Below are 25,482 nucleotides of genomic sequence, written 5' to 3' on the forward strand. Positions count from 1 at the left end.
TTTAACAATAATGAGTTTAATCTCAGCACCTAAAGTATCTGTTTTTAATCTATTCTTCGACTGTTCGATAATGAGCTATGAAATTTGTTGCACCTTATATTTGCGTCACTAAACAAAAAAAAGAGTGGATAACAAATACTACCCACTCTTTTCTCTGCGTCTTCAAAAAGCCGTCACATCAACCGGTTAACCCCTGACAACAGCGCTTTAATCGCGGCAGTGATGATATTGCTGTCACTGGCACAGCCGAAGGTTGAATCAGCCCCTTCCAATTTCACTTCAATGTAGCAGACAGCTTTTACGCCTGCGCCTTCCCCAACTGCGTGCTCGTGGTAGTCTGCCACTTCTACCTTTTTATTCAGAAACGTGCTGAGCGCATTGGCCGCCGCTTCAACCGGACCGTTACCGGTGCCCTCTATAGTGTAAACTTCGTTATTCAGGGCAAACTGAATACTCACCGATTGCTCCCCGCTTGCCACTGACGTAATGGTGCTGCCGGTATAAGCAAAAGGCGTTATGGCATCGAAATATTCCTGCTCAAAGACTTCTTTCATACGTTTTGCCGACATTTCTTTACCGGTGCTGTCATTTTCACGCTGCACAGTGCGGCTGAATTCAATTTGCAGTTTTCGCGGCAGTTGCAGATTCGCTTCCTGTTCCAGTAAGAAGGCCACACCACCTTTACCGGATTGGCTGTTTACGCGGACAACCGCTTCAAATCCGCGCCCCACATCTGCCGGATCGATGGGCAAATAAGGTACACGCCAGCGGCCGTCTTTACTCTGTACCGCCATCCCTTTTTTGATAGCGTCCTGATGTGAACCGGAAAAAGCGGTGTAAACCAGTTCGCCGGCATAAGGATGACGGGGATGCACAGGCAGCTGATTGCACTCTTCCACTAACTTGCGAACCTGATCAATATCAGAGAAATCCAGTTCCGGTGACACGCCCTGGGAATACATGTTCATTGCCAGAGTCACAATATCCACATTGCCGGTACGTTCGCCATTGCCGAACAGGCAGCCTTCGATACGGTCAGCTCCCGCCATTAATGCCAGTTCAGCAGCCGCCACAGCGGTACCCCTGTCGTTGTGCGGGTGCACACTTAACACTATGCATTCCCGCTGATTCAGGTTGCGGTGCATCCATTCAATCTGGTCGGCATAGGTATTCGGCGTATTCATTTCCACCGTCGCCGGTAAGTTAATGATAATTTTGTTCTCAGTGGTCGGCTGCCAGATGTTCACCACCTCATCCACGACCTCTTTAACAAAGTCGATTTCGGTACTGGAAAACACCTCAGGAGAATACTGATAAGTCCAGTTCACTTCCGGCGCGCCGGCGGTGAGTTCCTTCACCCAGCGGGTACCGGTCAGGGCGATGTCTTTCACCCCTGCTTTATCGGTGTTGTACACGATCTCACGGAAGTCCGGCGCAAGGGGATTGTACATGTGCAAAATAGCATTGCGGGCGCCCCGTAAGCTTTCAACAGTTCGCTCGATCAATTCATAGCGGGCCTGAGTCAGCACTTCTATTGTGACGTCATCAGGAATATGGTTACCTTCGATCAGTAGCCTGACAAATTGAAAGTCGATATCTGATGCCGATGGAAAACCCACTTCGATTTGTTTAAAACCAACAGACACCAGTTTTTTAAAGAAACGCAATTTGGTTTCAATCGACATCGGGTCGATAAGCGCCTGATTCCCATCGCGAAGGTCTGTACTCATCCAGACAGGTGCCTGTGTAATGGCATTATTTGGCCACTGACGTTCAGGTAAAGATACGCCAATGAATCGCTGATATTTGGTATGAGGATGAGTAAGCATGAAACGAAGACTCCGGGATGAATAACGGTTCACGTAGTGTACGCGATATCTGTTGGCAGAGGATTGCTATCGCTTGCTTACTTCACACCCTTAAAGCAATAATATAGCCCAAATTATTACTTCAATGACTTTTAATGCCAGACAGGAGAGCGAAAGTGGAATTGGACAAGACTGACAGACAAATACTGGAAACGTTGCAAAAACACGGTCGTATCTCAAATCAGGAACTGGCTGAAGCCGTTAATCTTTCTCCTTCCCCCTGCCTGAGGCGGGTAAAGCAACTGGAAGACAGCGGCTTTATTGACGGCTATGTTGCGCTGGTTAATGCGCGAAAATTGGGACTGACCCTGGTATCGTTTATTCAGATCGTCATGGACAAGCACACCCCTGAGCGATTCGAGAAGTTTGATAATGCCATTGCCACCTTTCCTGAAGTACTCGAAAGCCATTTGATCACCGGTCAGTCTGCAGATTATCTGTTAAAAGTCATCGTAAAAGACATGGATGACTTTCAGCAGTTCCTGCTTAATAAACTCACCCGTGTTGAAGGCGTCAGCGGTGTGCATTCCTCTTTTGTGCTGAAATCCCCCAGGAAAAGCACCGCAGTGCCGGTGTAAGGGTGATCTTATCGCCGGAACTGCCCGGGGCAATAAAAAGGCCGCTGCATATTCCCTGATCCCGTAAACAAAAACGGCGCAGGTTTTCATTGCGCACACCAATATGAACAGTTTAATCTTCTGTCAGGGTTAATGCCGGCAGCCTTCGGGAATGCAGCGGTGGCCTATGACGGTATGACGTTGACGGGAATATTCCTTCGCAGGGCGCCACTTCAGTGGTTTGGGGTACAGGGATTACAGTCATCTAAACAACAAACTAGCCGGTGAAGTGATGTCCCGCTGGTTAAATACGGTGGAAACCTATTACAATAGCAACCATACGCTGATGGAGAAATACAATCTGGAAGACATTGCTACCTCTGCCAGCGGCGGCGAATACGAAGTACAACATGGCTTCGGCTGGACCAAAGGTGTAACGCAGGTTTTTGCCAAAGCGCTGCGTACCGGCACGCCTGCCAGCCCTGCTTTGTAAAAGCATTTGCATTACCCCGCATTGCCCGTTAAGGTTGCCTCAACAATCAACGGGCAATGCTTCAGTGTTAACGTGATCCCTCATTAGTTAGCGTCTCTGAAGCCGGACCATGTGTCTGTCCCCCCTGCTCCTGTCATACTTTTCACTATTACACCCTCACAGGGTGACTCCGGAGTTTTTATGAAAGTACAATCTGTTGCCGCTCTGGCTGCACTGGGATTTATGTTATCGGCCCCTGTTCACGCTGCATCATCATTGCAGGATTTAAAGAAGGTGCTTACGAAGCCGGAAACCACAGAATCCGCAACAGCCAGCGCATCTGAGTCAGTAGATTTATCAGGTTTAATCAGCTCAGTCAGCAGCAATTTAGGTGTAACTGAAGCGCAATCGGAAGGCGGACTGGCTTCTCTGTTTAATTATGTGAAAGGGAACCTTTCTGGTACGGATTACAGTGAACTTGCCGGCAACATTCCCGGCCTGGAAGGGTTATTATCCAGCGTACCGGAAACATCCGGTTCTTCATCTTCAAAGTCTGATGCACTATCCGGTCTGCTGAATAAAGCTTCGGAGTACAGCAGCACGGCGAAATCCATCAACGAGCTGAAACAGCAGTTTGAAGCACTGGGTCTGACGCCGGAAATGATCAGCAGCTTTGTCTCTCAGGCCAGCAGCTATTTCAAGAGTGAAAATAACACCGAAACCCAGTCTATTTTCCAATCAGGACTGGATAATTTGCTCTCCGCCCTTTAGGGTAAAACCTCTCATTCATGCAGAGCAGACCGGCAACATCATTGTTGCTGGTCTGTCTGCCGGCTTCTCATTTAATAGTTAATCATGCATTCAAAGAACCGGATCTCTTCTTTCAGCCGTAAACCCCTGTGGCTTCGTTTCTCCGTTTACTTTCTGTTAATTTATCTCACTTACGCGCTGCTGGCGGGGGTAGTATTACCTGCAGTGCTGAAGGCCACCGTGCCGGATAAACTCACTGACATGCTGGGGCGGGAAGTCACCGTTAAAGACATCTCAGTGAACCCATTTTTATTGCGGGCTGAAGTCAGTGACTTCAGCATAAAAGAAGCTGAGCGCGACGAAAACTTCTTTGCCTTACAGGCACTGACCGTCGATCTGGGTTTCTGGCAAACGCTGACCAGCTTTACTCCCACTGTTGAAAATATTGCCTTGCATGCACCCTACGTGCAATTACATCGCTTAACTGGCGGAGAAAATACACGGCTGAACGTCTCTGACATCATCGATACGCTGGCAAAGAATGCGCAACAGGAAGAGCCTGAAACAGCCCCGGAGGAACAGGCTGGTATTCCACACATCAGGCTGAATCACTTTACACTGCAAAACGGCCACATTTTACTTAGCGACGCAGTCACCGGTGCCCGGCTGGATTACCCTGAGCTGGATATCACGCTTACCGGACTGGATACACTGGCCACTATCACTGAACAGCCCGGCAAATCAGCAAACAGCCCCGAAATAAAAACTAGCGAAACAGAAAGCAGTGAAACAGACAACGCTTACGCCTTTCAGTTAAATACGGCTGAGGGCGGCAAAGTCAATCTTAAGGGTGATTTTCAGCTTTCGCCGCTGGTATTTAACAGTAATATCCGTTTGTCGGATATTGCACTGGCCCCCCTGTGGCCACTTTCGAACGACATAATAGACGTTGAACTGACAGACGGCCGTGTTGATCTGACGCTGGCATTTTCCTTATTTGAGGATAACGCGTCACTGAATGTAACCGTGAAAGACGGCAGCTTCGGGTTACATTCTCTTACCCTTTCCCGTCAGGACGAGCCGAAGATAACCTTACCGGAACTTGCCGTCGACGGCATAGAGGCAAGCCTTGCGGATAAGTCTGTCAGCGTTGATAAGATTGCTGTAGCAGACATGCAGGTAAATGCCCTGTTCGATGATGATGGCCTGGATTTACAGCGATACCTTTTACCAAATACAGCGCCTTCAGCGGGCAACACACCGCCGGCAACGTCAACGCCGGCCGGTGAAGAAGAATCAGGCTGGCATGTTGTATTAAATGCCTTTGAATTTACCGGCGGTGAAGTCGCACTGAACGAGAAAGCCATTGCTGACAATATGTTCTGGCGGGTTTTCAATATAAACCTGACAACAGGTCCCGTTGACAGTCAGTTTACCTCACCGGTTCATTACAACTTAGCGTTGTCCACCAGCGGCAACGCAGAGGGTTTTGCTGCAGAAGATACCGGCACGCTCCGGTCTGAAGGCGACCTCGATGTAACGGCACAGCAGGTAAAAGGTGCACTGACACTGGATGATTTCCTTCTCTCGCCGCTGCAACAATATATCTCGCCTTATGCGAATGTGGTAATGGAAAGCGGACGCCTCAGCACGCAGTCCAGTTTCACTGCTGACGCATCAGGCACAGCAGACATAAACGCTTCTGTCACTCTTGCAGACCTTGCCATTCTGGATACACAAAAGAAAGCGCCATTACTTAAATGGCAGGCTCTTGATGTCGCCAATCTTGTGTTCAGTACAACGGCGAATACCTTGAGCATTGATAATGTAGTGTTGAGTGAGCCGTTTGCGAAGCTGGTTATTGACGAAAATAAACACACCAATATCAGCGATATTATTGTGAGCCGTCCTTCGGCAACAGAAGACTCCGGCGCCGCAAGCGAACAGGCTGCGCAGGTAGAGGGTGTAGAAAATGAGGAAGGCGACACGCCGGAGAATACAGCAGGTGAAAAATCACAGCTGGCTATAACGGTTAATCAGATCAGCATTGAGAACGGTAACGCCTACTTTGCAGATAACTCGCTGACGCCCCGCTTTGCTTCAGGAATAGAATCGTTAAACGGTACTGTCAGCCAGCTGGACTCAGCATCAGGGAAAGCGGCTGCCGTAGATATAGCGGGTAAAATCGATAGCTATGCGCCGGTGTCCCTCAAAGGCAGCATAGACCCGTTCAGCGACGTCCTGAACCTTGATTTAATGTTCTCAGTAAGCGGTGCTGAGCTGACTTCAGTGAACCCGTATTCCGGCACCTACATGGGGTATTACATTGATAAAGGGCTGCTGTCGCTGGATGTACAATATAAGCTTCAGGGTGATGCACTGGAAGGCGATAACCACGTAGTCATCGACCAGCTCACTCTTGGTCAGAAAAGTGATTCTGAGCAAGCCTTAAGCCTTCCTCTCGGACTTGCCGTCGCGCTGTTACAGGATCGCAACGGTGTGATTGATGTAGGCCTGGAAGTCTCCGGTGATGTTGACAGCCCTGGCTTCAGCTTTGGCTCGATTATCCTCAATGCCATTGGCAACCTCATCACCAAAGCCGTTACCGCCCCCTTCTCTTTCCTTGCCAGCTTAGTGGGCAGTGACGATACCCTTAACGAGGTGACTTTTGCTTCCGGTAGCAGCGAGCTTGATGATGAAGCCACAGCCACGTTAACCACGCTGGCAAAAGCGCTGAAAAAGCGTCCCGGCCTGCGACTGAATATTGAAGGGACGGTGAACGCAGTAACCGACGCCGGGGTTCTGGCAGAAAAAACCTTGCAGGACAGACTGCTGACGTTGTCCGGTGCCGGCGCACTGCCAGCGAACCTGACTGCCAGCAGCTATCCCCTCGAAGGCCCGCTATCTGATGCGCTGAAACAGGCGTTTACGGAGACATTGGGGATCTCCGTGGAAGAAGAACGGGCTAAAATCATCGCTCAGCTTACGCCCTCAACGAATGAAAAAGGTGCCTCTGAGCAAACGGAACAGACACCTCCGGAAGTAGACGAAACCTGGGTTCAACGGGCATTGCATATTGCCATGTACAACTCTCTGCGCAGCAATATCGACATTCCCCCGGGCCAGCTGGCAGCACTGGCAGACAGGCGCGCAAAAGCAGTAAAACGTTATCTGATTAACGATGCCGCGATAGATGCCAACCGGCTGTTCCAGTTAAACAGCCGGCACCATCTGCAGGAAGATGTGAGTGGTGCAACGCTTACGCTGGAAGCGGATTAAAGGCGTTGCACTAATGCATGCCCGGGCCTCCCGTCGCTTTGTACACGCTAAGCTGGCTTAAGGTCACATTCAACTGAGATTGAATGTGACCAACCTTAGCATCTAACCATTGTCGTTGCGCCATCAGAACAGGCAATTCACTTGTCAGGCCGGCTTCTGCGTCTGTTTTAGTCAGTGAAAGTCTTTGAGTGATGTTAGACAGCGCTTGCTGACTTTCCTCCAGTTGTCTTCCGGCGCTGTTAGCCTGCTCAATGGCACTGTCTACTTCTGTCCATGCCGATAATACTTGCTGTTGGTATTGCACAATGGTTTGCTGTTGCGTAATTGATGTGATCTCAACCTGACGATGAAGTTGGTTCCTGTTGAAAAGTGGTAAATAAAAACCCGGGCCAATTTGCCAGGTTCGTGATGACCAGTCGGATACCGCACTGCTGCTTAGTGCTTCAATGCCCACATTACCTTTTAACTGGAATTGTGGGTACAGCGCCGCTTCTGCAATACCTATGTCTGCGGTCGCCGCTCTTACTTTAGCTTCTGCGGCGCGAATGTCCGGGCGCTGGCCTAACACACTGGAAGGTACGTTGAGCGTAGAGAGTACATACTCATGAAACGCATCATGTGGCGCTTCCAATAAAGGTGTCAAAGAACCCGGTTGTGCGCCCACCAGCAGCGAAAGCTGATTGGCTAACACATGTACTTCACTGCGCTGACCATCCAGCGTACCGTTAAATTGATGAATTTGTGCTTGTAACGCCAAACGTTCTGATTCATCGCCAAGCCCTGCAGCAATCCGGGCCTCTTCTATAGACAATTGAGTATGCAGGTTTGCCAGTTTTTGTTGTTGCAACGTCAACACAGCTTGCTGGGCACGGTATTGTACATACCGGCGCATTAATTCCGTTGTTAACGACAAACGTAAATCAGCCAGTTCACTTTCTGCCAGTGTTTGCTGAGCATCTGCTGCATCAATCTGATTAGCTACTTTTCCCCACAGGTCAGGTTCCCAACTGGCATCAAAGCCCGTTGAGTAAACGGTAAAAGGTGATGCCAAGGCATCTATCAGGGCATCCTGTTGCTCTCCGGTGGCCGACAACTTGATAAACCGTGTCATACTGCCGTCTTCACTCAACCGCTGCCTTTTTACACTGCCTGAAAAGCCTGCCTCCGGCTCGCCACCGCTTCCGGCTACCTGCCGGTAAACACGGCTGCTGGCAAAATTCAGCGCAGCCACCTGCAAGCTCTGATTATGCTTTTCTAACATACTGTAAAGCGTCATCAGCGTCTTATCGTCGTTTAGCCAACGCGACACGGTTTGGTTTTGTGTTTGACCATCCATGCCTTGCAAAGTCGGCCAGCTCAAAGGTATTGCCACCTCAGGTTTTTCATACTCAGGCCCCAATTTCGTGCATCCTGTCATGGCAAGTACAGTGATGAGCGTTAGAGAAATAAGCGAAACTTTCATGTGATGAATGTCCTTATGAAGTCCTGTGCCTGAAAAGCCAGCTGGCTACCGGCAGGGTAATGGTGGCAATAATAACCAGTGGGATCATCTCCTGATAAACGTCAGCAAACGTTGCCCCTTCAAGATAAACACGCCTGACAATATCGACCGAAAAACGCAGTGGATTGATGTACGTAATATCCTGCATCAATTCAGGCATGTTGGTCAGCGGTGTGGCAAAGCCCGACAACAGCATGAGCGGCATGAGTAAAACGAAGGTATACAGCATGGCTTGCTGCATATTCAGAGAAACAGCAGAGATAGACAGACCGATCCCCACACTTGCCAGTGTAAATAAAAATAATCCTGTATAGAGCGTCGGTAACGCCCCCTGAAAGGGGATCTCAAACCAGTACCGGCTGATAAGCAACACCAGCGAAGATTGAATAAGCCCTATACACACCGACGGCAGCGCTTTGCTGATTAAGATTTGCGAAGGCAAACTGGGTGTCACAAGTAACTGATCAAATGTGCCCTGCTCACGCTCCCTGGCAACGGAAAGCGCGGTGAGCATCATGGTTTGAATCATGCTCAGCGCGGCAATCATTCCCGGCAAAATTAGCCAGCGCGTTTCCATATTCGGGTTAAACCATGCGCGGGTTTTCACCTGCACTGGCAGCTGTGCGCCGAGATCTTTTTCCGCATTATAAGACATGGTAATGGCGTTAAAGCTGCCCAAGACCGCGTTAGCTGTTGCAGAATTCCGGCCATCAACAATGAGCTGTATCTGGCTACTTTCCCCGCGGGATAATTTGTCTTCAAAGTCAGCAGGAAAATACACCACCATCAGCGCTTTTTGATTACCGACAATGTCAGCAATTTCCGTACTTCCCGACAGCGTAGCCACCTGATTGAACAGACCGGCACCTCGCAGTTTCTGCAGTACCTCATGGCTGGCCTGACTGTCACTTTGATCGAGCACGGCATAAGGCACCTCTTTCAAATCAAATGTGGCGGCATAGCCAAACAGCAGTGTTTGCATAATGATTGGCATAATCAAAATGACACGGCTTGAGGGATCTTTTAAAACAGAAAGAAATTCTTTCTGACACAAATTAAAGATAAGAAAAAAATAGCGACGGACACTTCCCATAGTTTAATCCAGTGTCTTTTTAGTGAGAAAACGGGCGAGACTGAGTAACACCACGGCGTACACTGTGAGCAGCCCCAAATCTTTAATAATTACGGGCCAGAAATTACCGGCCAGAAACACCGTTCGCAGCAGTTCAATAAAGTACGTAGCGGGCAGCAAACTACCAATAACATGTACGCCGGCGGGCAAATTACCTAAATCGAAAATAAAACCGGAAAGCATCATTGCGGGCAGGAAGCTGGTAAGGATGGCAATCTGACTTGCCAGAAACTGGTTGCGCGTCAGTGCCGAAATAAGTAGCCCGATTGCTAATGCCACCAGCATGTATATCACCGACCCAGATACCAATACCCAAAACGCCCCCTGAATGGGGACATGAAAAAGAAAAGTCGACGCCAGCACACACAACACCAGGCCGATGATTCCGACACCAAAATAGGGAATTATTTTAGCCAGAATGATTTCGGCAGGCCGGACCGGGGTAACAAAAAGTGCTTCCAGTGTGCCCCGCTCCCACTCGCGGGCCATGACGAGCGCGGTGAGAAACGTGCCCACCAATGTCATGATAAGTACGATAAGCCCGGGCACAATAAACCATGTGCTGGTGTTGGCATCGTTAAACCAAAGCCTTGGAACAACAGCCACGCCTCCGGATTGATGCGCGTTTGCTCCGAGGCGGTCTTGCTGCTTTGACGCCCACACACCGGTGAGCGTTGAGAAATAGCTACTTATCGAAGAGGCCCGCGTTGCATCGCTGCCCAGCACGATAAGTTGAATGTCTGCATTTCCGGTTTTTAATTTGCTGGCGAAAGTGTCATCGAGAATGGCAATTGCTTCAACGTCCCGCGCGCGCAACGCCTTTTCAGCCTGTTTCAAGGAGGTCATCTCACTGGGTATGAAATAAGGCGACAGCCTTATCGTTGAAACGAAATCATTTGTCTCTGGCGCAGGCCGGGTAGTCACCACGGCTAAACGAATATCTTTCACATCCAGCGTAACGCCAAAGCCAAAAATAAAAATGAGCGCGATGGGTAAGCCAATACCAATCAGTAGATTACTTTTATCACGTAGTAATTGCCGGGTTTCCTTTTTTACCAATGCCCACAAGCGAATAGCAAAGGCGCGAACAGGACGGGACTCACTTGACATCAGCGACCTCCCCGTCTCGTTTTTGTCGACTTTGCGCAATGATACTGATGAATGTCTCTTCCATGCTCATTGCCGAATCGCCGTCTATGCCAACCCGTATCTCCTCAGGCGAGCCCATGGCGAGCTTTTTACCTGCATCCTGAATCAAAATCTTGTCGCAGTATTCAGCCTCTTCCATAAAGTGGGTGGTAATGATGATAGCTGTGCCGGTTTTTGACAGTGCCGTAATACGACGCCAAAAAGCCCGGCGAGCTAACGGGTCCGCTCCGCTGGTTGGCTCATCGAGAAACAATATCTCGGGCTGGTGCATAAGGCTGGCTGCCATGGCTAACCGCTGTTTGTAACCTCCGGGTAATGATGCACTTTTTTGCTGCACATGAGAGGCTAAATCAAATTGAGAAATCACCCGGTCAATGGCTTGTTTTCGCTGCTTTCCCCACAGTCCGTATGCACCCGCGAAGAAGCGCAGGTTTTCATACACGGTTAAATTGCCATACAACGCGAATTTCTGTGACACATAACCAATGCGGGAACGTGCGCCAGCGGCGGCAGTTCGTAAGTTTTTTCCTGCGACGTCCAGCGTGCCTGATGTGGCGGGTAACAATCCGCAAAGCATCCGAAAGGTTGTTGTTTTTCCCGCACCGTTTGGTCCTAATAAGCCAAAGATATCACCGGGATAAACTTCAAAAGACGTTTTGGCAACTGCCGTAAAGTCACCAAACTGTTTAACCAGCTCATTAACAGACACGACAGGCTTACCGCGCGTTTGAGATTGCCCGGTATGTTGGTTTTGCTGCGCCAATGAGGATACATCCACTGCGGCGGGTTTGATATGGGTCTTCAAATGCATCATAAACGCATCTTCCAGGCGGGGAGGCACAGATTCAGACTGCGCGGCCTTTACCTGATGCACGATGGCTTTTATGTCTTTATCTTGATGTAACACGCAGCGTACCCGCCCCCCTTGAGGCACGGCGTCTACCACGTCTTCTTCGTTATCAAGCAGTGCGCTTTGTAAATCTCTGGGCTTTTGGTTTGAGGAAGGGGTCACCACGAAACAGCGATCCTGTGCATCCTGCTTCAACGTATCTGGCGCACCTTTAGCCAGAATGTTTCCTTCATTAAGCAAGTACACCTGATGACACCGCTCTGCTTCATCTAAGTAAGAGGTACTGACCATCACGGTGAGCGACTCATCTTCCACCAGTTGGCTGATAATTTTCCACAATTCTTGCCGTGACAGGGGGTCAACGCCAACAGTGGGCTCGTCAAGTAGTAAAAGCGCGGGCGAGCGCACCAGCGTGCAGGCCAGACCGAGTTTTTGTTTCATACCGCCCGATAAGTTTCCCGCCGGCCTTGAGGTGAAAGCAGAGAGATTTGTCATGTTCAACAGGCGCTCATACCGCTCTTTCCGGGTAGCTTTATCCACGCCATGTAAGTCTGCGTACAAATCCAGATTTTCCTGTACGCTTAAATCTTCATACAAACCAAATCGCTGGGGCATGTAGCTAATTAAATTTTGCACCTGTTGTGCGTCTGTCGCCGTGTTATAGCCAAGTACACGTAAGCTGCCATAAGACGGAACCATCAACCCTGCGACCAGGCGCAGCAGCGTGGTTTTTCCTGCACCGTCGGGCCCCACCAGAGCGGTGAGTTCCCCTTTCTTTGCTTCGAAATCTATCTGTTTGAGGGCTACGGTTTGCTGACCGTCTCCGTTGAATTGTTTAACCAGCGCGCTGGCACTCACCACCGGTTCACTCATGATTAGCGTCCGTTGTTAACGAGCATCACAGTGGCAGGCATCCCCAACTTAAGGGTATTGTCAGCATCATCAACCCTGACCCGAACCTCATAAACCAGTGAGGTGCGCAAATCCTCTGTTTGCACATTTTTCGGCGTAAATTCAGCGACAGAAGAAATAAAGCTGATAGTGCCTTTGATAGTTTTATTCAGCCCGTCAACATGAACATCAACGGCTTCACCTACCCTGGTGGTGGCCAGTTGGGTTTCATTAATATAAACCCGTATCCACTTGGGTGACGTTAACGCCAACGTGATAACCGGCCGCTGAGGGGTGGCAAGGTCGCCGGGCTCCATCAGTCTTGCCCGCACTTCACCATCACTGGGGGCGAGTAACACAGTGCGGCTAACCTGTTCAGCCAGTAAGGCTTGTTGTGAAGCCAGCACTTGTAACTGTGCTCTGGCCTGATCTATGTCTTCTTTTCTGGGACCCTCTTCAACTAGCGCTAAACTGGCCTTCCCCTGTGCAAGTGTTGCCTGCAGCGCAACTACCTGATCCCCCGCTTCATCAATATCCTGTTGGCTTACGCCCTTTCCCTGTGTTTTGCTGTCAACCGATTGCAACCTTTTAAGCCGGGCTGATGCAATATCCACATTCGCTTGTTGCTGCACCACCACCGCTTTTGCCTGCGCAATCTCCTGGGGTCTGGAACCCGCCTGCAACTTTGCCACTAACGCTTCCTGTGCGGCAATTTGCGCATTGGCCTGCGTTAACTCAAGGTTTGGCAGGGTGTCATCCAGCCTGGCAATAACCTGACCCGCTTTAACAACATCCCCCTCTTCAACATTTACTGCTGTTACCCGCTCGGACTGGGTGAACGATAAAGACACCTGACGGATATCAACATTCCCGAACAGTTTTGTTTGTTCAGCCGCGCGTTCTGGCCAAAATACATAGACGGAAACTGCCGCCGCTACCGCGACGACAATGAGTACAGCGAGCTTTTTGTTCATAGAGGGATTCACTTGTGTAAGCATCAACGTATAACACAATATGAAATTCAAATTTGAATTTCAACTAATTCAGCGGTAAAGTGCCTGATAATTTACACAAGCTATCGAGTGATGACATAAATGCACAACCGAAAAGGCCGTGCCGATGGCGAAGAAACGAAAAAGCGCATCTTCGCTGCTGCCGCCGAATTATTTGCTCAAAGGGGGTATCACAACACGTCAGCCAAGGATATTTGCAGTGCAGCCGGCGTGAATGCCGCGGCAATCAATTATCATTTTAATGGTAAAGATGGGCTGTATGAGCAGGTATTTTCTGCGGCGATAGAACATTTCCTGCACCTGGATTTTTTGCGGGCATTAGATGATAGTCACGCAACAGCGCAAGACAAGCTGGACGAACTCATTGAGCATGTGGTGGCCAACATACTGGAAGAGCGAAGCTGGCACGGAAAAGTGTGGGCGCGGGAAATTGTCACGCCGTCCCCCATGATTAATACCGTGTTAGTAAACGAAGCTCACACAAGAGCGAGCATCATCAAGAAGATGGTGATGGAAGCGAGCGATTTTAACGCACCCGACGATGACGTTACCCCAATCTACGCCTTATTCACATTATTGGCACCTTGCATGATGCTGATGATAGTTAACCCGGAGCTACCCACACCGATCCAGCCTATCTTTTCACGCCCGCAAAGCGAACTTGTCGCTTATATTAAAGGTCTGGTGAGAAATCAGTATCCTGCTAAATAGCACACAGGTCCGCCGGGGTTGGGCACATCAATCGTGGCCACCACAACAGCTGTCGTTATGCTCAGCCCAATTTTTCAATTTGGTGGTTTTACCAATGCCCGGGTTAAAGCTGTTGGTCGGGTCGAGCTTGCGATAGAACGACTTCAGCGCGTCTTTGGCAAAATACTCATGGCCCACGTTATGCTCTGCGGGGTACTCAGCATTCCGGGCATCGAAGGTCTGCAATATTTTGTTTTTCAGCACTTTTGCATCCGCGCCTTTCTTTAACACGTAGTTCTGGTGCATAACGTGGCAAAACAGGTGGCCGTAGTAGAGTTTAGTATCAACCTGCTCATCGATTTCTGCCGGCAGCTCTTCAAACCAGTCGGGATCGTTACGGCGTAACGCCACATCGATAGTCATCATCGCCCCCACATTTTTACTATTCATAATGTGGTAGCGGCCGATAGCACCACCGGCAACAAACCGGTGCAGAATCGCTTTATCCGCTTCTTCTTCGGTACATTCGAAGTAGCTGCCATCATGGGTTTTAAAGAAATTATCCAGATACGCACGGGCTTCATCTACCCCGTCGTTACTCATTTCTAAAATCCAGTGATGCTGGTACTTATCACGATACACTTCCATGCGGGCTGGCAAATGGCCGGGAAACAGATAACTTAAGTACTGCATGGTGCGGTCTGACATTTTGTTTGGCAAAAAGCCCAGTTTGTCAGTGAAGGCATCAAACTTACGTTTAAAGGCAAACAGCTTGGGGATAAATTTCGCCCCCAGTTTGCTGATGACGATAAACATATCTTTTCCGTACTTCTTCGATACGTCGTAGCAGTCGCGGTGCAGATATTCACCGGAGTCCGGCAGGTTTTTAAACGTAGAAAGAATATCCCGGCGAATTTGAGTGAACATAGCGGCATCATTAGAGCCCACATAGAACACCTGCTTTTTCTCCGGAATCGGAAAGGTATCAAGGCGTACAGCGAATACCGCCAGTTTACCCGCACAGCCACTGGCTTCATGTAAGCGGCGGCCGTCATTGTTAAACCGTGAAGGGGTATCTGAATTAACATCCCGCACACGCTCATCGTATTCGTTGTCTGATGCTCTCAGCTCAGGGAAAGCCACATCGTCTGCGGCGTAGTTTTGCTGTTGCAGATTGGTAAGAATTTCCTCCGGAGAGTCACCCAGATGAATGCCCAGATTATTCACCAGCGACAGCTTGCCATTTTCATCAATTTGGGCAAACAGGGACATTTCTGTATACGCCGGGCCACGTTTAACCAGCGCACCGCCGGAGTTATTGCAAATCCCGCCGACAATAGATGCGCCGATACAGGACGAGCCAATCACAGAATGAGGCTCACGGCCATATGGCGCGAGCTTTTCTTCCAGACCAAACAGTGTGCTGCCCGCCAGACCGACAATTTGCTTACCTTCGTCAATCAGCTGTATATCATCAATACGCATGGTGCTGATGATCACCAGCGGACGGTCGTAATCTTTACCATCCGGCGTTGACCCGCCGGTTAAACCGGTGTTGGCAGCCTGCATGATAACGGCCACATCCGCTTCCACACATAATGTCAGTACCCGCCAGATTTCCACTAATGTTGCCGGGCGGACCACGGCCAGCGCTTCACCGGAACCGAACCGGAACCCTTTACAATAAGGCTGTTTCTTTTCTTTATCGGTAAGTAAGTGGGCTTGTCCAACGACGTCGCCTAACGAGGAAATCAAAGACTGTGTATCGGTTTGTCCGCTCATAGGTCTCTCTGGCAGGTTGTACTGACGAAATTTCAGGCCACGCACTATACACTAAATTAAGAAGCGTGCGAACCCGTTGACGCCCTCGCAGGCTTTCTGCGGGCTGGCCTGCGGCGGGATGGCGAAGCCTTTAGTTGCGGCTTTTTATCCCCGGCATTTGCCTCTTTTTGCTGTTTGGGCTTCTTCGGCTTCTTAGGTTTTTTGGGCGCTGACAAGGTAGTCTCTGCTAACTTAAGATCAGGCTCAAATCCGCTTAAGGTTTCCCGTGGCAGCAACTTCTGGATAAGGGTTTCAATATCCTTAAGTTGTTGTAATTCATCAGCACTGACCAGTGACCATGCCTGACCACTGGCACCGGCACGGCCTGTCCGGCCAATACGGTGCACATAATCCGCTGCGGTATTGGGTAAATCCAGGTTCACCACCACCGGTAACTGGGCAATATCAATACCACGTGCGGCGATATCTGTTGCCACCAGCACATTGACTGTGCCGTCTTTAAACTCGCTCAGTGCACGGGTTCGGGCGCCCTGGCTTTTGTTACCGTGAATGGCAGCGCTTGGAATACCGGAATTGGTCAGACGGGTAGCAATCCGGTTAGCACCATGCTTGGTACGGGAAAACACCAGTGTCTGACGCCATTTCTGCTGCTTAATCAACGCTGTCAGCGCACCAACCTTCTTCGATTTATCCACATTGACCAGGATCTGCTGAACCTCTTCAACAGTGGTGTTTGGTGGCGCAACGGAAATCTTAACCGCTGACTGGGTGATCGATTCTGCCAGGGCTGTTACGGTAGGTGAAAACGTTGCGGAGAAAAGCAGGTTCTGACGTTTAGCCGGCAACAGCTTCAGCACACGTTTGATGTCGTGAATAAAACCCATATCCAGCATGCGGTCGGCTTCATCAAGCACAAGTACTTCAAGCTGATCAAACTTCGCCGCATTTTGCTGGTACAAATCTAACAGACGTCCCGGCGTAGCCACCAGAATATCAGTACCGCCACGCAAGCGTTTCATTTGCGGGTTGATACCGACTCCGCCAAATACCACGGTGGTCTTTAAATTCAAAAATTCATTAAAGCCACGGATATTGTCTTCTACCTGTGCGGCTAATTCCCGCGTCGGTGTCAGAATCAACGCTCTGACATTGTTACCCCGTGGCTTTTGTCCTGAAGACAGTTTTTCCATTATCGGCAGTGCAAAGCCTGCTGTTTTACCTGTACCGGTTTGCGCGGCAGCCAGTACATCTTTACCGGACAGAATGACCGGAATAGCCTGGCTTTGAATAGGAGACGGAGACGCAAACCCAAGTGCGGAAACCGCTTTTAATAACGGTGCACTTAAGCCCAGTTCAGAAAACTGCATGAAAACCTCAAAGAATGGAAAAAATGACTTACAGAAAAAACGGGCGCTACCTGTGAGCGCCCGTTATAAATAGGATTAAGCGTTTGCTTACAGTACTACTACGTCAGCAGCCTGTGGGCCTTTGTTACCTTGTTCAACAGTGAACTGAACGTTTTGACCTTCGCTTAAAGAACGGAAACCGTCAGATTTGATCGCACGGAAGTGTACGAAAACGTCTTTGCCGCCTTCCTGAGAAATAAAACCGAAACCTTTAGCTTCGTCAAACCATTTTACTGTACCAGTTACCTGAGACATAAATTACTCCAAAAAATAATAAGTTAAATTAAATACGCCTATTTACGTATGAGGTCTTTCAGGTTTGGAACAGGCGTAGATCAGTAGTTTTCCGGAAGTAATTCTGTGAAGACTTACAAAGAATATAAAGAAATAGCATTAACAAGTTTGAATAGGACCTTCAAAAGGCGCGGCGATGTTACCAGTTGTTTATCAGAATAGCCAGCTTATTTTTTAACCGGTTTTCAATGACAGAATTTTAATCTTCACCGGCCTGTTATTTACTATATTTATGATTATAAAAACGCTATGCAGGAAATTGCACAAGCAACACCAATGCGCTTTATAAATCAGTGACTATACTCAGAACAGACCAAGCATATAAGACGACACGCCATCCGGGGTTAATGTTTGAAAAGCCTTCGCACAGAAATTGCGGCTATAACGCTTATTTCTATTACCGTCATCAGCGCGCTGGTGATGTGGGTGTCGTTGCGTGTTTACGAAGGTCTTTACGAAGAATTTGTCTCTCAGGAGTTGCAGGCTCTGTCTGAGAACCTGGCGAATGACTTGCTGCCACATATGACCGCAGATGACGAGTTCCCGCTCATCAGTGTACTTCTGCGTCTAGATGAATATGACAATGTGGAATTTGCCCGCGTCTATAACACCCAAGGCGAGATAGTTAGTGCTTACATCGGCTCTGCACTTGTTAAACACAGGCAGCATTCAGGAAATGAAAGCTCTACCGAAGATGTGAGGCTACACGAACTGGACTACGGACTTCATATTGAAGACAGCCATATCCGCGTAGTTAAAATAATTGGTGACCCGGCCCTGCCTCAGGGCAAACTGGCCATTTCCTATCTTATTGAGCAGTCACTTGCAGACAGCCAGAGAAAGTTCATCGTTGCCATAGTGCCCTTTGTTATTTTCATTCTGCTTACCGCTGTTTTTCTTGTACTGGAGTTACAACGCCGTTCCCTGCAACCATTGTTTAAGCTCATCGAGAAGATGCGCCGGGTAGAAGAAACCAAAGATTACGCCATAGAAGTAAGCATTGAAGGTAAGTCGGAAATCAAAGCCCTCACCCACGGCTTTAACAGCATGATGTCAGACATCAACAAACAAACCGAACTTAACCGACAGAAAAATAAGTTACTTACCCGTCAGCAGGAGCAAATGGAAAAGCTGGCGAATTTCGACCCGCTGACCGGATTGCCAAACCGGCAGTTTTTAATGAAGTGCCTGAACATCGAACTGGCCAGAGCCAAGCGGGAAGAAAAAGATGTGGCTCTGCTGTTTCTTGATCTCGACGGGTTCAAAATGGTGAACGATTCCTTCGGCCATGATGTGGGAGACAAATTGCTTTGTAAAATTGCTGATGTGATCAGTAACAGCCTGAGACTGGATGATGTTGTCGGCCGGCTTGGCGGCGACGAATTCGTCATTATTCTTGGGGAATGCAGTTCGGTAGAACAGGTTGAAGAAGTAGCTGCACGGCTGGTTGAGGCTATCGGCAGTGATCAACTGGTCGATCAATGGAAACTGGAAACAGGCGCAAGCATCGGTATTGCGCTGGCGAAGGACTGCGACTTCAGCCTGACCATCTTAATGAGCAATGCGGATATTGCCATGTATCATTCCAAGCGCAACGGTCGGGGTCAGTACACCCTGTTCACCCGCATGATGCAGGACGACAACCACCGTATGATCCGCATCTCTACCAGTATTCACACGGCGATAGAAAACAATGAATTCTTCCTTGTCTATCAACCTAAAGTGGACCAGAGCAGTAAGGTGGTGGGTTTTGAAGCATTGATCCGCTGGTATAACCCTCACCTTGGCACGGTGTCACCGGCGGAATTTATCCCCATAGCTGAGCAGAGCAATAAAATATCAGTCATCACACTCTGGGTCATGGCGCAGGTATGCAAGGACGTAAAACACATTCTCAGACAATACGGAGAAGCCACAACGATTTCCCTGAACCTGTCAGCCAATGATTTAAAGGACGAAACGGTCACTACTTTTGTTCTGGAAAAAATACGAGAGCTTGGCGGACTGGCTGGCTCCATTGAGTTCGAAATTACGGAATCTGCCTACCTCAAAAGTTTTCAGGCGGGGAACGCGTTTTTTGATGATCTTCGCGCACTGGGATGCAAAATAGCACTTGATGACTTCGGTACAGGGTATTCTTCTTTAAGCTACCTCACCGAATTCAGCATTGATACGCTTAAAATCGACCGTCAGTTTGTCAGTCAGATTGGTGTCTCACAACGTTCAGAACTTATCACCGTCACCATTCTTGAGATGGCACGTCACCTGAAACTGAAAGTGTGCGCCGAAGGCGTTGAAACCCTGGACCAGGCAACGTTTCTGATAGATCACGGGTGTCACCTTTTACAAGGCTATTATTACGGCCGGCCAGAGCCGATTTGTGAAAATAATGAAGAGGACGGGTTATTTCCCGCCCTCGAAAGCCAGCATAGTATGTAGCAAAGCCACCTTTCAGCCCGAGGTATACAGCACTGTCAGTGTTTCCGGCAGCGTCACATCTGCAGGGAGATAGCCCACACTGCCCTGATTTTCCAGCAAGTATTCCATCATGGCATCCACAGATTGCACCTGAACAGGCGCCTTATTTCTGCCGCTGAACCGCATTTGCGCCCAGTATGACTGAATGCGTGACTCTGTGAGGCCCACAATACGTGCGTTAAAGATAAGCCTGGTTTGCGCGCCGGGGACAAGTGTCACCGGTTCAAGCCCGGACGAAGCTCCGCCCATAAACAGATTGCGCACTTCATGCTTTTGCATGGTGCCTGCCGGTTCTGCAAGATTCGCTACCACGATAATCTCGTCACTGGCTTTTGCAGACTGTGACGACATTAACAGCGCAAGGATGAGAGTAAGATTCATCAACTTCATCAGAATACCCACTCCAGTCCGAACTGATACAACACGGCCTGACGGTCAAAGTTTTCGGAGCCCGCTTTTAACTCGAACAAAGAGGTTTTACCGGGCTCACCGTCTAAAAACGTTACTTCCGCTTTCAGTGCCATGCCCGGGCGGAAGTCCCACCGCCCGGTCAGGGTAACAGAATCCAGCACATCGGTGGGAAATCTGGCCTGCAGTTGCTCCACGCCGTAGTAGAGCATATCAAGCTGAGGATCCAGACCAACGGGGATAGTGTTGTTCAGTTCCCCGAGGATCTGATTGGATTTGGCGTAGGTCACAAGTAACTGGTAATCACCGAAATAGCGTCCCAGCGTGACATAGTAGTTTTCGATACCGGCCAGAATATTAATGGTGGATTCCACGTCTACATATTCTGCAGACATAAACCAGTCCAGGCTGTCGTAGCTTATTCCCACAAGGTAGGCATCCACCTGTCCCGTTAATGAAAAATAATCAGCTAAATCATCAAATCCGGTGGCTTTCAGTCCGCCGGTCAATTCTCCCAGACCGGCAATATCCGCCTCCACGTTGGAGGAAATAAACGTGGCACCGCGCAGTTGCCAGCCCCGGTAACTGATTTCGGCGATACCGCCGTAAATCTCTTTCACCTCAATGTGAAAGCTCTCACCGCTGGCTTCAATGTCATCAGAAAAAGAGCCGTAGTATCCTTCCAGCCCTATATAGACATCGTCAATGTTGAACTGATAGCGGGCGTTCCCTCCTTCGTAGCGGGGAAAGAACAGATAGCTGCCGTACAACTGTCGGGGAGGAGATATCCAGGGATAGGCGTATCCCACGTCAAATACGTCAGAATACTGGAGATACGGTGTACGCAACCGGCCTGCTTTAAATTGCCAGTTTGCGTTGGGTTCATAGCTTAAGTAGAGCCATTCCAGCCCGGAGCCGCGATTTTCATCACTGTGCAGAAGCACCTGCCCGGAGACCGATACCGTGCCGGTCAGGGCATAATCAGCCTGTAAGCCGAGCAATGACTTCTCTGAGAAACTGACTTTATTCTCATAGCCTTCAAAGTAAGCCTGATCAGTATCCAGATAGCCGGCCACTACGCGGGCGAACCCTGAAAATTCCACGGGGAAGTCGTCACTGGCATTATTGCAGGGTGAGAACAACAATGCGGCAGTGAAGACACCTGTTAAACCTGACTGTTTCAACCTGTGAGATCACTTTATCCAAACTCATACCTGTTTTGAGTATTGTTCAAAGTGTCATTTTTACCAGCCGGTTTATGCAAATTTTTGCAACTGCTCAGTGTAAACGCTGATGTCCCCGAACATTTTCTCTACCCACTGCAGATTGTGGTAAGTATCAAGATAACGCTCACCACTGTCACACATCAATGTAACGATAGCCCCCTGCTCTCCCCGGGATTGCATTCCTTCAGCCACCTGCAATGCGCCCCACAAATTAGTACCGGTAGAGGCGCCGGCGCGGATCCCGGCAATATCTGCCAGCCAGTGAATGGTGGCAATACTGGCTTTGTCTTCCACCTTCAGCATTTTGTCGATGACATCCGGCTGAAAGGACGCTTCTACTTTGGGCCTTCCTATACCTTCAATGGCACTCCCCCGCTGACTGGTTAACGTGCGGTTTCCGGACTGATAGCTGTCGTAAAACACGGAATGTTCAGGATCCACAACAACCAGCTCTGTCGCCAGCCCCTTGTAGCGGATATAACGGCCAATAGTCGCTGAGGTACCGCCCGTACCGGCGCTCATGACCACGGTGTGGGGCACGCTGTGAGGTTCAGCCGACATCTGCCCGAAAATACTTTCAGCAATGTTGTTATTACCCCGCCAGTCTGTGGCACGCTCAGCAAACATGAACTGATCCATAAAATATCCGTCACACTCCTGCGCCAGCCGGACGGCTTCATCGTGCATATGGGTGGGACATTCCACAAAATGACAGCGCCCGCCGAAACGGGTGATCAGGTTAATTTTGCTTTGTGCCGTGCTGCGGGGCATTACCGCGATAAACGGAATACCCAGCATACGGGCAAAATATGCTTCAGATACAGCTGTGCTGCCGGAGGATGCTTCAACGATAGTCGTGTTTTCACCAATCTTGCCGTTGCACAGGGCATAGAGAAATAAGGAACGGGCCAGACGATGCTTTAAGCTGCCGGTGGGATGGGTACTCTCATCTTTCAGATAGATATCAATCCCCTTCAGATTAAGTCCTTCGAGCTTAATAAGGTGCGTATCAGCGGAGCGCTGAAAATCCGCATTAATTTTCCTGATCGCCTCTGCAACCCAGTTTTTCATAGTGAGGTCCGTTTTTTGTTTGTATGAAGTCAGTATAAAAGCATCAGCAGGGAATCTTCCCGCATTTTTTGGCTGCAAGTCCGGCGAAATAGAAAAATAATTGCAGACAGTGAACTTCAAGGAGAATAAAAATGCAAAGCAACACTCTCACCGCTGAGCCAGACATTAAATATCATTAAACCATACCGCAGACTTGTTCTGTACTGTCTGATATCCGCTATGCTAACTGCCCGTAAAACAGGAGCTCGTATGACACCGGCAGAATTGTCCCGCGTAGTAGAAATGGCGTGGGAAGACAGAACCCCGTTTGAAGCAATAGAGAAACTCTACGGACTGAATGAGTCTGCAGTAATAAAGCTCATGCGAAAGGAGATGAAACCGTCATCCTTCCGCATGTGGCGGAAACGTATGCAGGGAAGACAAACTAAACACCTGAAGTTTCGTCATCCCGGCATTGAGCGCGCTTACTGCCCGACACAGTACAAACGCTGATGGCTCTCAAAACGTTAAAGGCCTTAAATATAATGCCGCCTGAGAACCGGAAGCCCTTTTCTCCGCTTCGTTGTAGCCAGCTTACAATTCTTTTATTTTGATATTCCGGAAAGCTACCGGTGAGGTCCATTCCTGCAGCACGATGTGCCCTTTGGTAGCCTTGCCGAAATCAGCAAAGCTTTTAAAATTGGACTGAGATACCCAGTCCTTCCATTCTTCACTGCCAAGGTCAACTTTCGCGGTTAAATTGCCATTCAGGTAAAAGGCCACTTCACCATTATTTTGCTTGATTACCGACTGATTCCACTGCTCATGCACAGAAGTTTGTGTAAGTTGTGCGGAATAACCATACAGACACCCCGGATTTTTAGCCGGCTTTTTATTATCGATATGTTCAGGACCCAGAAGCTGATATTCAGGTCCGGTTTGCCAGGCAAGCTGATTTTCCGGGTTTTCCTGCACATTAATAAATACACCGCTGTTACCATCTACGGTTGTTTTCCATTCGAAAGCCAGTTCATAGTTTTCAAATTCAGCATCTGATGTCAGGTCGCCATGCTGAACACCGCTGGTACGCAGATCGACAGTAATAGTGCCGTCCTGCACTATCCATGAAGGCTTAGCATCAGGATGTTGAAATAAGTGCCATCCATCCAGTGTCTTGCCGTCAAACAGCAACTTCCAGCCCTCTTTGACTTCAGTTGTGGTCAGCACATTTTGCTGAGATGAAGATGAAGCAGCCATTGAACCGGCACTAAAGGCTGACAATGCACACACTGCCAGCAGCAATTTCTTATGTTGATTGATTTTCACAGACCATCCTTATCAATATTCCCGAGGTTCACAGATAAGTGTGTCCCTAATCTGCTGAATGACACATTATAGTAACATCTTTGTTACTTCCATCGGCTCCCGGCCTTTTTCTTCCGGTACCATACTCAGTGCGGCAGATTTCCGGACTCAATAAAAAAGGCGATGTTTTCACATCGCCCTTCCGCTTTATGCTTTTTAACGCCTTATGCGTCCAGGATAATCCGCAGCATGCGACGCAGCGGTTCAGCCGCGCCCCACAATAACTGATCACCGACAGTGAAGGCAGAAATGTATTCAGGCCCCATTGTCAGTTTACGGATACGACCTACAGGAATCGATAAAGTGCCGGTTACTTTTGCCGGCGTCAGCTCCTGCATGGTGATCTCACGGTCATTCGGGATCACTTTCACCCAGTCATTGTGCTTCGCCAGTAAACCTTCGATTTCCTCGACACTCAGGTCTTTTTTCAGCTTCAGAGTAATGGCCTGGCTGTGACAGCGCATTGCACCAACACGAACACATAATCCGTCTACCGGTACCGGTGAGTCCTGAGTACCCAGGATCTTGTTGGCTTCAGCCTGCGCTTTCCATTCTTCACGGCTTTGACCTGACGGCAGTTGTGTGTCGATATACGGGATAAGGCTGCCGGCCAGTGGCACACCGAACTGATCTGTCGGGTTTTCATCAGAGCGGATAAATTCAGCGACCTGACGGTCGATGTCGAGAATAGCTGTTGACGGGTCGTCTACTAACGCTTTCACATTACCGTACACAGCGCCCATCTGACTGAGCAATTCACGCATGTGCTTTGCACCGGAACCGGAGGCCGCCTGATAAGTCATAGGCGATGCCCACTCAACCAGATCGGCTTCAAACAAACCACCCAGCGCCATCAGCATGAGCGATACTGTACAGTTACCACCTACATAGGTTTTTACGCCGCCCTGCAGACCTTTATCAATTTCGCCACGGTTTACCGGATCTAAAATGATCACCGCATCATCTTTCATCCGCAGTGCTGAGGCAGCATCGATCCAGTAGCCATTCCAGCCGCTTTCGCGCAGGGCCGGATAGACTTCTTTAGTGTAATCACCACCCTGACAGGTAATAATAATATCCTGCTTTGCCAGTGCTTCGATGTCATTGGCATCTTCCAGTACACCGCAATCTTTACCGGCGAAATCCGGCGCAGGTAACCCTTTTTGAGAGGTCGTGAAAAAGGTTGGCTCAATGAATGAGAAATCGTTTTCTTCCTGCATTCTTTGCATTAATACAGAGCCGACCATACCGCGCCAGCCAACTAAACCAACTTTATTTTGAGACATTCTCTGAACCCTTCTTGTGTCCTTCCCGGCGCCTG

General features: G+C 49.2%; 21 protein-coding genes. 7 read left to right on the forward strand and 14 right to left on the reverse strand.

Annotated elements, in window-relative coordinates; translation table 11 throughout:
• Nucleotides 1-173 precede the first annotated feature (173 nt).
• Nucleotides 174-1,829, reverse strand: coding sequence for a 2-isopropylmalate synthase (gene leuA / locus ACXAG2_RS17020; protein ID WP_474868948.1), 1,656 nt, complete (start codon nucleotides 1,827-1,829; stop codon nucleotides 174-176).
• Nucleotides 1,830-1,984: 155 nt separating this feature from the next.
• Between leuA and ACXAG2_RS17025 the strand changes: the two genes are divergently transcribed.
• From ACXAG2_RS17025 to ACXAG2_RS17040, 4 genes are all read left to right on the forward strand, one after another.
• The gene (locus tag ACXAG2_RS17025) at nucleotides 1,985-2,446 is read left to right on the forward strand and encodes an Lrp/AsnC family transcriptional regulator (protein ID WP_119502445.1); all 462 of its coding nucleotides are present in this window, start codon (nucleotides 1,985-1,987) and stop codon (nucleotides 2,444-2,446) included.
• Between the two features lie 220 nt (nucleotides 2,447-2,666).
• Nucleotides 2,667-2,918, forward strand: coding sequence for a trehalase family glycosidase (locus ACXAG2_RS17030; RefSeq protein ID WP_474868951.1), 252 nt, complete (start codon nucleotides 2,667-2,669; stop codon nucleotides 2,916-2,918).
• A gap of 180 nt (nucleotides 2,919-3,098) precedes the next feature.
• Nucleotides 3,099-3,668 (forward strand): DUF2780 domain-containing protein, encoded by a 570-nt coding sequence (locus ACXAG2_RS17035; protein ID WP_474868954.1) that lies wholly within the window; start codon nucleotides 3,099-3,101, stop codon nucleotides 3,666-3,668.
• 84 nt (nucleotides 3,669-3,752) lie between these two features.
• Nucleotides 3,753-6,926: a DUF748 domain-containing protein gene (locus ACXAG2_RS17040; protein ID WP_474868957.1), complete on the forward strand. Its 3,174-nt coding sequence runs from the start codon at nucleotides 3,753-3,755 to the stop codon at nucleotides 6,924-6,926.
• Nucleotides 6,927-6,936: 10 nt separating this feature from the next.
• On the opposite strand, the gene ACXAG2_RS17045 is transcribed toward ACXAG2_RS17040, so the two are convergent.
• Genes ACXAG2_RS17045 through ACXAG2_RS17065 form a run of 5 tightly spaced genes read right to left on the reverse strand, consistent with a single transcriptional unit; the run spans nucleotide 6,937 to nucleotide 13,423 of the window.
• Entirely contained in the window at nucleotides 6,937-8,388 is a 1,452-nt protein-coding gene (locus ACXAG2_RS17045; RefSeq protein WP_474868959.1) for an efflux transporter outer membrane subunit, read from the reverse strand.
• Nucleotides 8,389-8,401: 13 nt separating this feature from the next.
• On the reverse strand, nucleotides 8,402-9,520 hold the full coding sequence (locus ACXAG2_RS17050) for an ABC transporter permease (RefSeq protein WP_474868962.1): 1,119 nt from the start codon (nucleotides 9,518-9,520) through the stop codon (nucleotides 8,402-8,404).
• A 3-nt stretch (nucleotides 9,521-9,523) separates the two neighbouring features.
• Entirely contained in the window at nucleotides 9,524-10,669 is a 1,146-nt protein-coding gene (locus ACXAG2_RS17055) for an ABC transporter permease (protein WP_474868964.1), read from the reverse strand.
• Nucleotides 10,659-12,431 (reverse strand): ATP-binding cassette domain-containing protein, encoded by a 1,773-nt coding sequence (locus ACXAG2_RS17060; protein WP_474868967.1) that lies wholly within the window; start codon nucleotides 12,429-12,431, stop codon nucleotides 10,659-10,661. The genes ACXAG2_RS17055 and ACXAG2_RS17060 overlap by 11 nt, the downstream gene beginning before the upstream one ends.
• A 2-nt stretch (nucleotides 12,432-12,433) precedes the next feature.
• The gene (locus tag ACXAG2_RS17065; RefSeq protein WP_474868970.1) at nucleotides 12,434-13,423 is read right to left on the reverse strand and encodes an HlyD family secretion protein; all 990 of its coding nucleotides are present in this window, start codon (nucleotides 13,421-13,423) and stop codon (nucleotides 12,434-12,436) included.
• Nucleotides 13,424-13,543: 120 nt separating this feature from the next.
• Here ACXAG2_RS17065 and ACXAG2_RS17070 point away from each other — a divergent pair, with 120 nt between their 5' ends.
• Nucleotides 13,544-14,173: a CerR family C-terminal domain-containing protein gene (locus ACXAG2_RS17070; protein WP_474868972.1), complete on the forward strand. Its 630-nt coding sequence runs from the start codon at nucleotides 13,544-13,546 to the stop codon at nucleotides 14,171-14,173.
• Nucleotides 14,174-14,200: 27 nt separating this feature from the next.
• Here the strand turns inward: ACXAG2_RS17070 and dld are convergent, their stop codons facing one another.
• From dld to cspE, 3 genes are all read right to left on the reverse strand, one after another.
• Nucleotides 14,201-15,934: a D-lactate dehydrogenase gene (dld, locus tag ACXAG2_RS17075; RefSeq protein ID WP_474868975.1), complete on the reverse strand. Its 1,734-nt coding sequence runs from the start codon at nucleotides 15,932-15,934 to the stop codon at nucleotides 14,201-14,203.
• A 56-nt stretch (nucleotides 15,935-15,990) separates the two neighbouring features.
• Nucleotides 15,991-17,301 (reverse strand): DEAD/DEAH box helicase, encoded by a 1,311-nt coding sequence (locus ACXAG2_RS17080; RefSeq protein ID WP_474868978.1) that lies wholly within the window; start codon nucleotides 17,299-17,301, stop codon nucleotides 15,991-15,993.
• Between the two features lie 87 nt (nucleotides 17,302-17,388).
• Nucleotides 17,389-17,595, reverse strand: a complete 207-nt coding sequence (cspE, locus tag ACXAG2_RS17085; protein ID WP_303572635.1) for a transcription antiterminator/RNA stability regulator CspE — start codon at nucleotides 17,593-17,595, stop codon at nucleotides 17,389-17,391.
• A 390-nt stretch (nucleotides 17,596-17,985) separates the two neighbouring features.
• On the opposite strand from cspE, the gene ACXAG2_RS17090 reads away from it, so the two are divergent.
• Nucleotides 17,986-20,073: a putative bifunctional diguanylate cyclase/phosphodiesterase gene (locus ACXAG2_RS17090; RefSeq protein WP_474868980.1), complete on the forward strand. Its 2,088-nt coding sequence runs from the start codon at nucleotides 17,986-17,988 to the stop codon at nucleotides 20,071-20,073.
• Nucleotides 20,074-20,085: 12 nt separating this feature from the next.
• Here ACXAG2_RS17090 and ACXAG2_RS17095 read toward each other — a convergent pair whose 3' ends face one another.
• The 3 genes from ACXAG2_RS17095 to ACXAG2_RS17105 all read right to left on the reverse strand — a co-directional run bounded on the left by ACXAG2_RS17095 (nucleotide 20,086) and on the right by ACXAG2_RS17105 (nucleotide 22,817).
• The gene (locus ACXAG2_RS17095) at nucleotides 20,086-20,502 is read right to left on the reverse strand and encodes a hypothetical protein (protein WP_474868983.1); all 417 of its coding nucleotides are present in this window, start codon (nucleotides 20,500-20,502) and stop codon (nucleotides 20,086-20,088) included.
• Nucleotides 20,502-21,704 carry a hypothetical protein gene (locus tag ACXAG2_RS17100; protein WP_474868985.1) on the reverse strand — a complete coding sequence of 401 codons (1,203 nt, stop codon included), beginning with the start codon at nucleotides 21,702-21,704 and terminating at the stop codon, nucleotides 20,502-20,504. The genes ACXAG2_RS17095 and ACXAG2_RS17100 overlap by 1 nt, the downstream gene beginning before the upstream one ends.
• Before the next feature lie 72 nt (nucleotides 21,705-21,776).
• Nucleotides 21,777-22,817 carry a PLP-dependent cysteine synthase family protein gene (locus tag ACXAG2_RS17105; protein WP_474868988.1) on the reverse strand — a complete coding sequence of 347 codons (1,041 nt, stop codon included), beginning with the start codon at nucleotides 22,815-22,817 and terminating at the stop codon, nucleotides 21,777-21,779.
• A gap of 249 nt (nucleotides 22,818-23,066) precedes the next feature.
• Here ACXAG2_RS17105 and ACXAG2_RS17110 point away from each other — a divergent pair, with 249 nt between their 5' ends.
• Nucleotides 23,067-23,309 (forward strand): TIGR03643 family protein, encoded by a 243-nt coding sequence (locus tag ACXAG2_RS17110; RefSeq protein ID WP_474868990.1) that lies wholly within the window; start codon nucleotides 23,067-23,069, stop codon nucleotides 23,307-23,309.
• An 81-nt stretch (nucleotides 23,310-23,390) separates the two neighbouring features.
• Here the strand turns inward: ACXAG2_RS17110 and ACXAG2_RS17115 are convergent, their stop codons facing one another.
• Nucleotides 23,391-24,122 carry a 3-keto-disaccharide hydrolase gene (locus ACXAG2_RS17115; RefSeq protein WP_474868993.1) on the reverse strand — a complete coding sequence of 244 codons (732 nt, stop codon included), beginning with the start codon at nucleotides 24,120-24,122 and terminating at the stop codon, nucleotides 23,391-23,393.
• Nucleotides 24,123-24,325: 203 nt separating this feature from the next.
• Nucleotides 24,326-25,447: an aspartate-semialdehyde dehydrogenase gene (gene asd / locus ACXAG2_RS17120; RefSeq protein WP_474847392.1), complete on the reverse strand. Its 1,122-nt coding sequence runs from the start codon at nucleotides 25,445-25,447 to the stop codon at nucleotides 24,326-24,328.
• Nucleotides 25,448-25,482: the final 35 nt, after the last annotated feature.

The organism is Alteromonas sp. ABH4_456 (assembly GCF_056160645.1).

Coding starts and splice junctions, on each gene's coding strand:
- leuA (WP_474868948.1), bottom strand. CDS start 1,829: ATGCTTACTCATCCTCATACCAAATATCAGCGATTCATTGGCGTATCT.
- ACXAG2_RS17035 (WP_474868954.1), top strand. CDS start 3,099: ATGAAAGTACAATCTGTTGCCGCTCTGGCTGCACTGGGATTTATGTTA.
- ACXAG2_RS17040 (WP_474868957.1), top strand. CDS start 3,753: ATGCATTCAAAGAACCGGATCTCTTCTTTCAGCCGTAAACCCCTGTGG.
- ACXAG2_RS17045 (WP_474868959.1), bottom strand. CDS start 8,388: ATGAAAGTTTCGCTTATTTCTCTAACGCTCATCACTGTACTTGCCATG.
- ACXAG2_RS17050 (WP_474868962.1), bottom strand. CDS start 9,520: ATGGGAAGTGTCCGTCGCTATTTTTTTCTTATCTTTAATTTGTGTCAG.
- ACXAG2_RS17055 (WP_474868964.1), bottom strand. CDS start 10,669: ATGTCAAGTGAGTCCCGTCCTGTTCGCGCCTTTGCTATTCGCTTGTGG.
- ACXAG2_RS17060 (WP_474868967.1), bottom strand. CDS start 12,431: ATGAGTGAACCGGTGGTGAGTGCCAGCGCGCTGGTTAAACAATTCAAC.
- ACXAG2_RS17065 (WP_474868970.1), bottom strand. CDS start 13,423: ATGAACAAAAAGCTCGCTGTACTCATTGTCGTCGCGGTAGCGGCGGCA.
- ACXAG2_RS17070 (WP_474868972.1), top strand. CDS start 13,544: ATGCACAACCGAAAAGGCCGTGCCGATGGCGAAGAAACGAAAAAGCGC.
- dld (WP_474868975.1), bottom strand. CDS start 15,934: ATGAGCGGACAAACCGATACACAGTCTTTGATTTCCTCGTTAGGCGAC.
- ACXAG2_RS17080 (WP_474868978.1), bottom strand. CDS start 17,301: ATGCAGTTTTCTGAACTGGGCTTAAGTGCACCGTTATTAAAAGCGGTT.
- cspE (WP_303572635.1), bottom strand. CDS start 17,595: ATGTCTCAGGTAACTGGTACAGTAAAATGGTTTGACGAAGCTAAAGGT.
- ACXAG2_RS17095 (WP_474868983.1), bottom strand. CDS start 20,502: ATGAAGTTGATGAATCTTACTCTCATCCTTGCGCTGTTAATGTCGTCA.
- ACXAG2_RS17105 (WP_474868988.1), bottom strand. CDS start 22,817: ATGAAAAACTGGGTTGCAGAGGCGATCAGGAAAATTAATGCGGATTTT.
- ACXAG2_RS17110 (WP_474868990.1), top strand. CDS start 23,067: ATGACACCGGCAGAATTGTCCCGCGTAGTAGAAATGGCGTGGGAAGAC.
- asd (WP_474847392.1), bottom strand. CDS start 25,447: ATGTCTCAAAATAAAGTTGGTTTAGTTGGCTGGCGCGGTATGGTCGGC.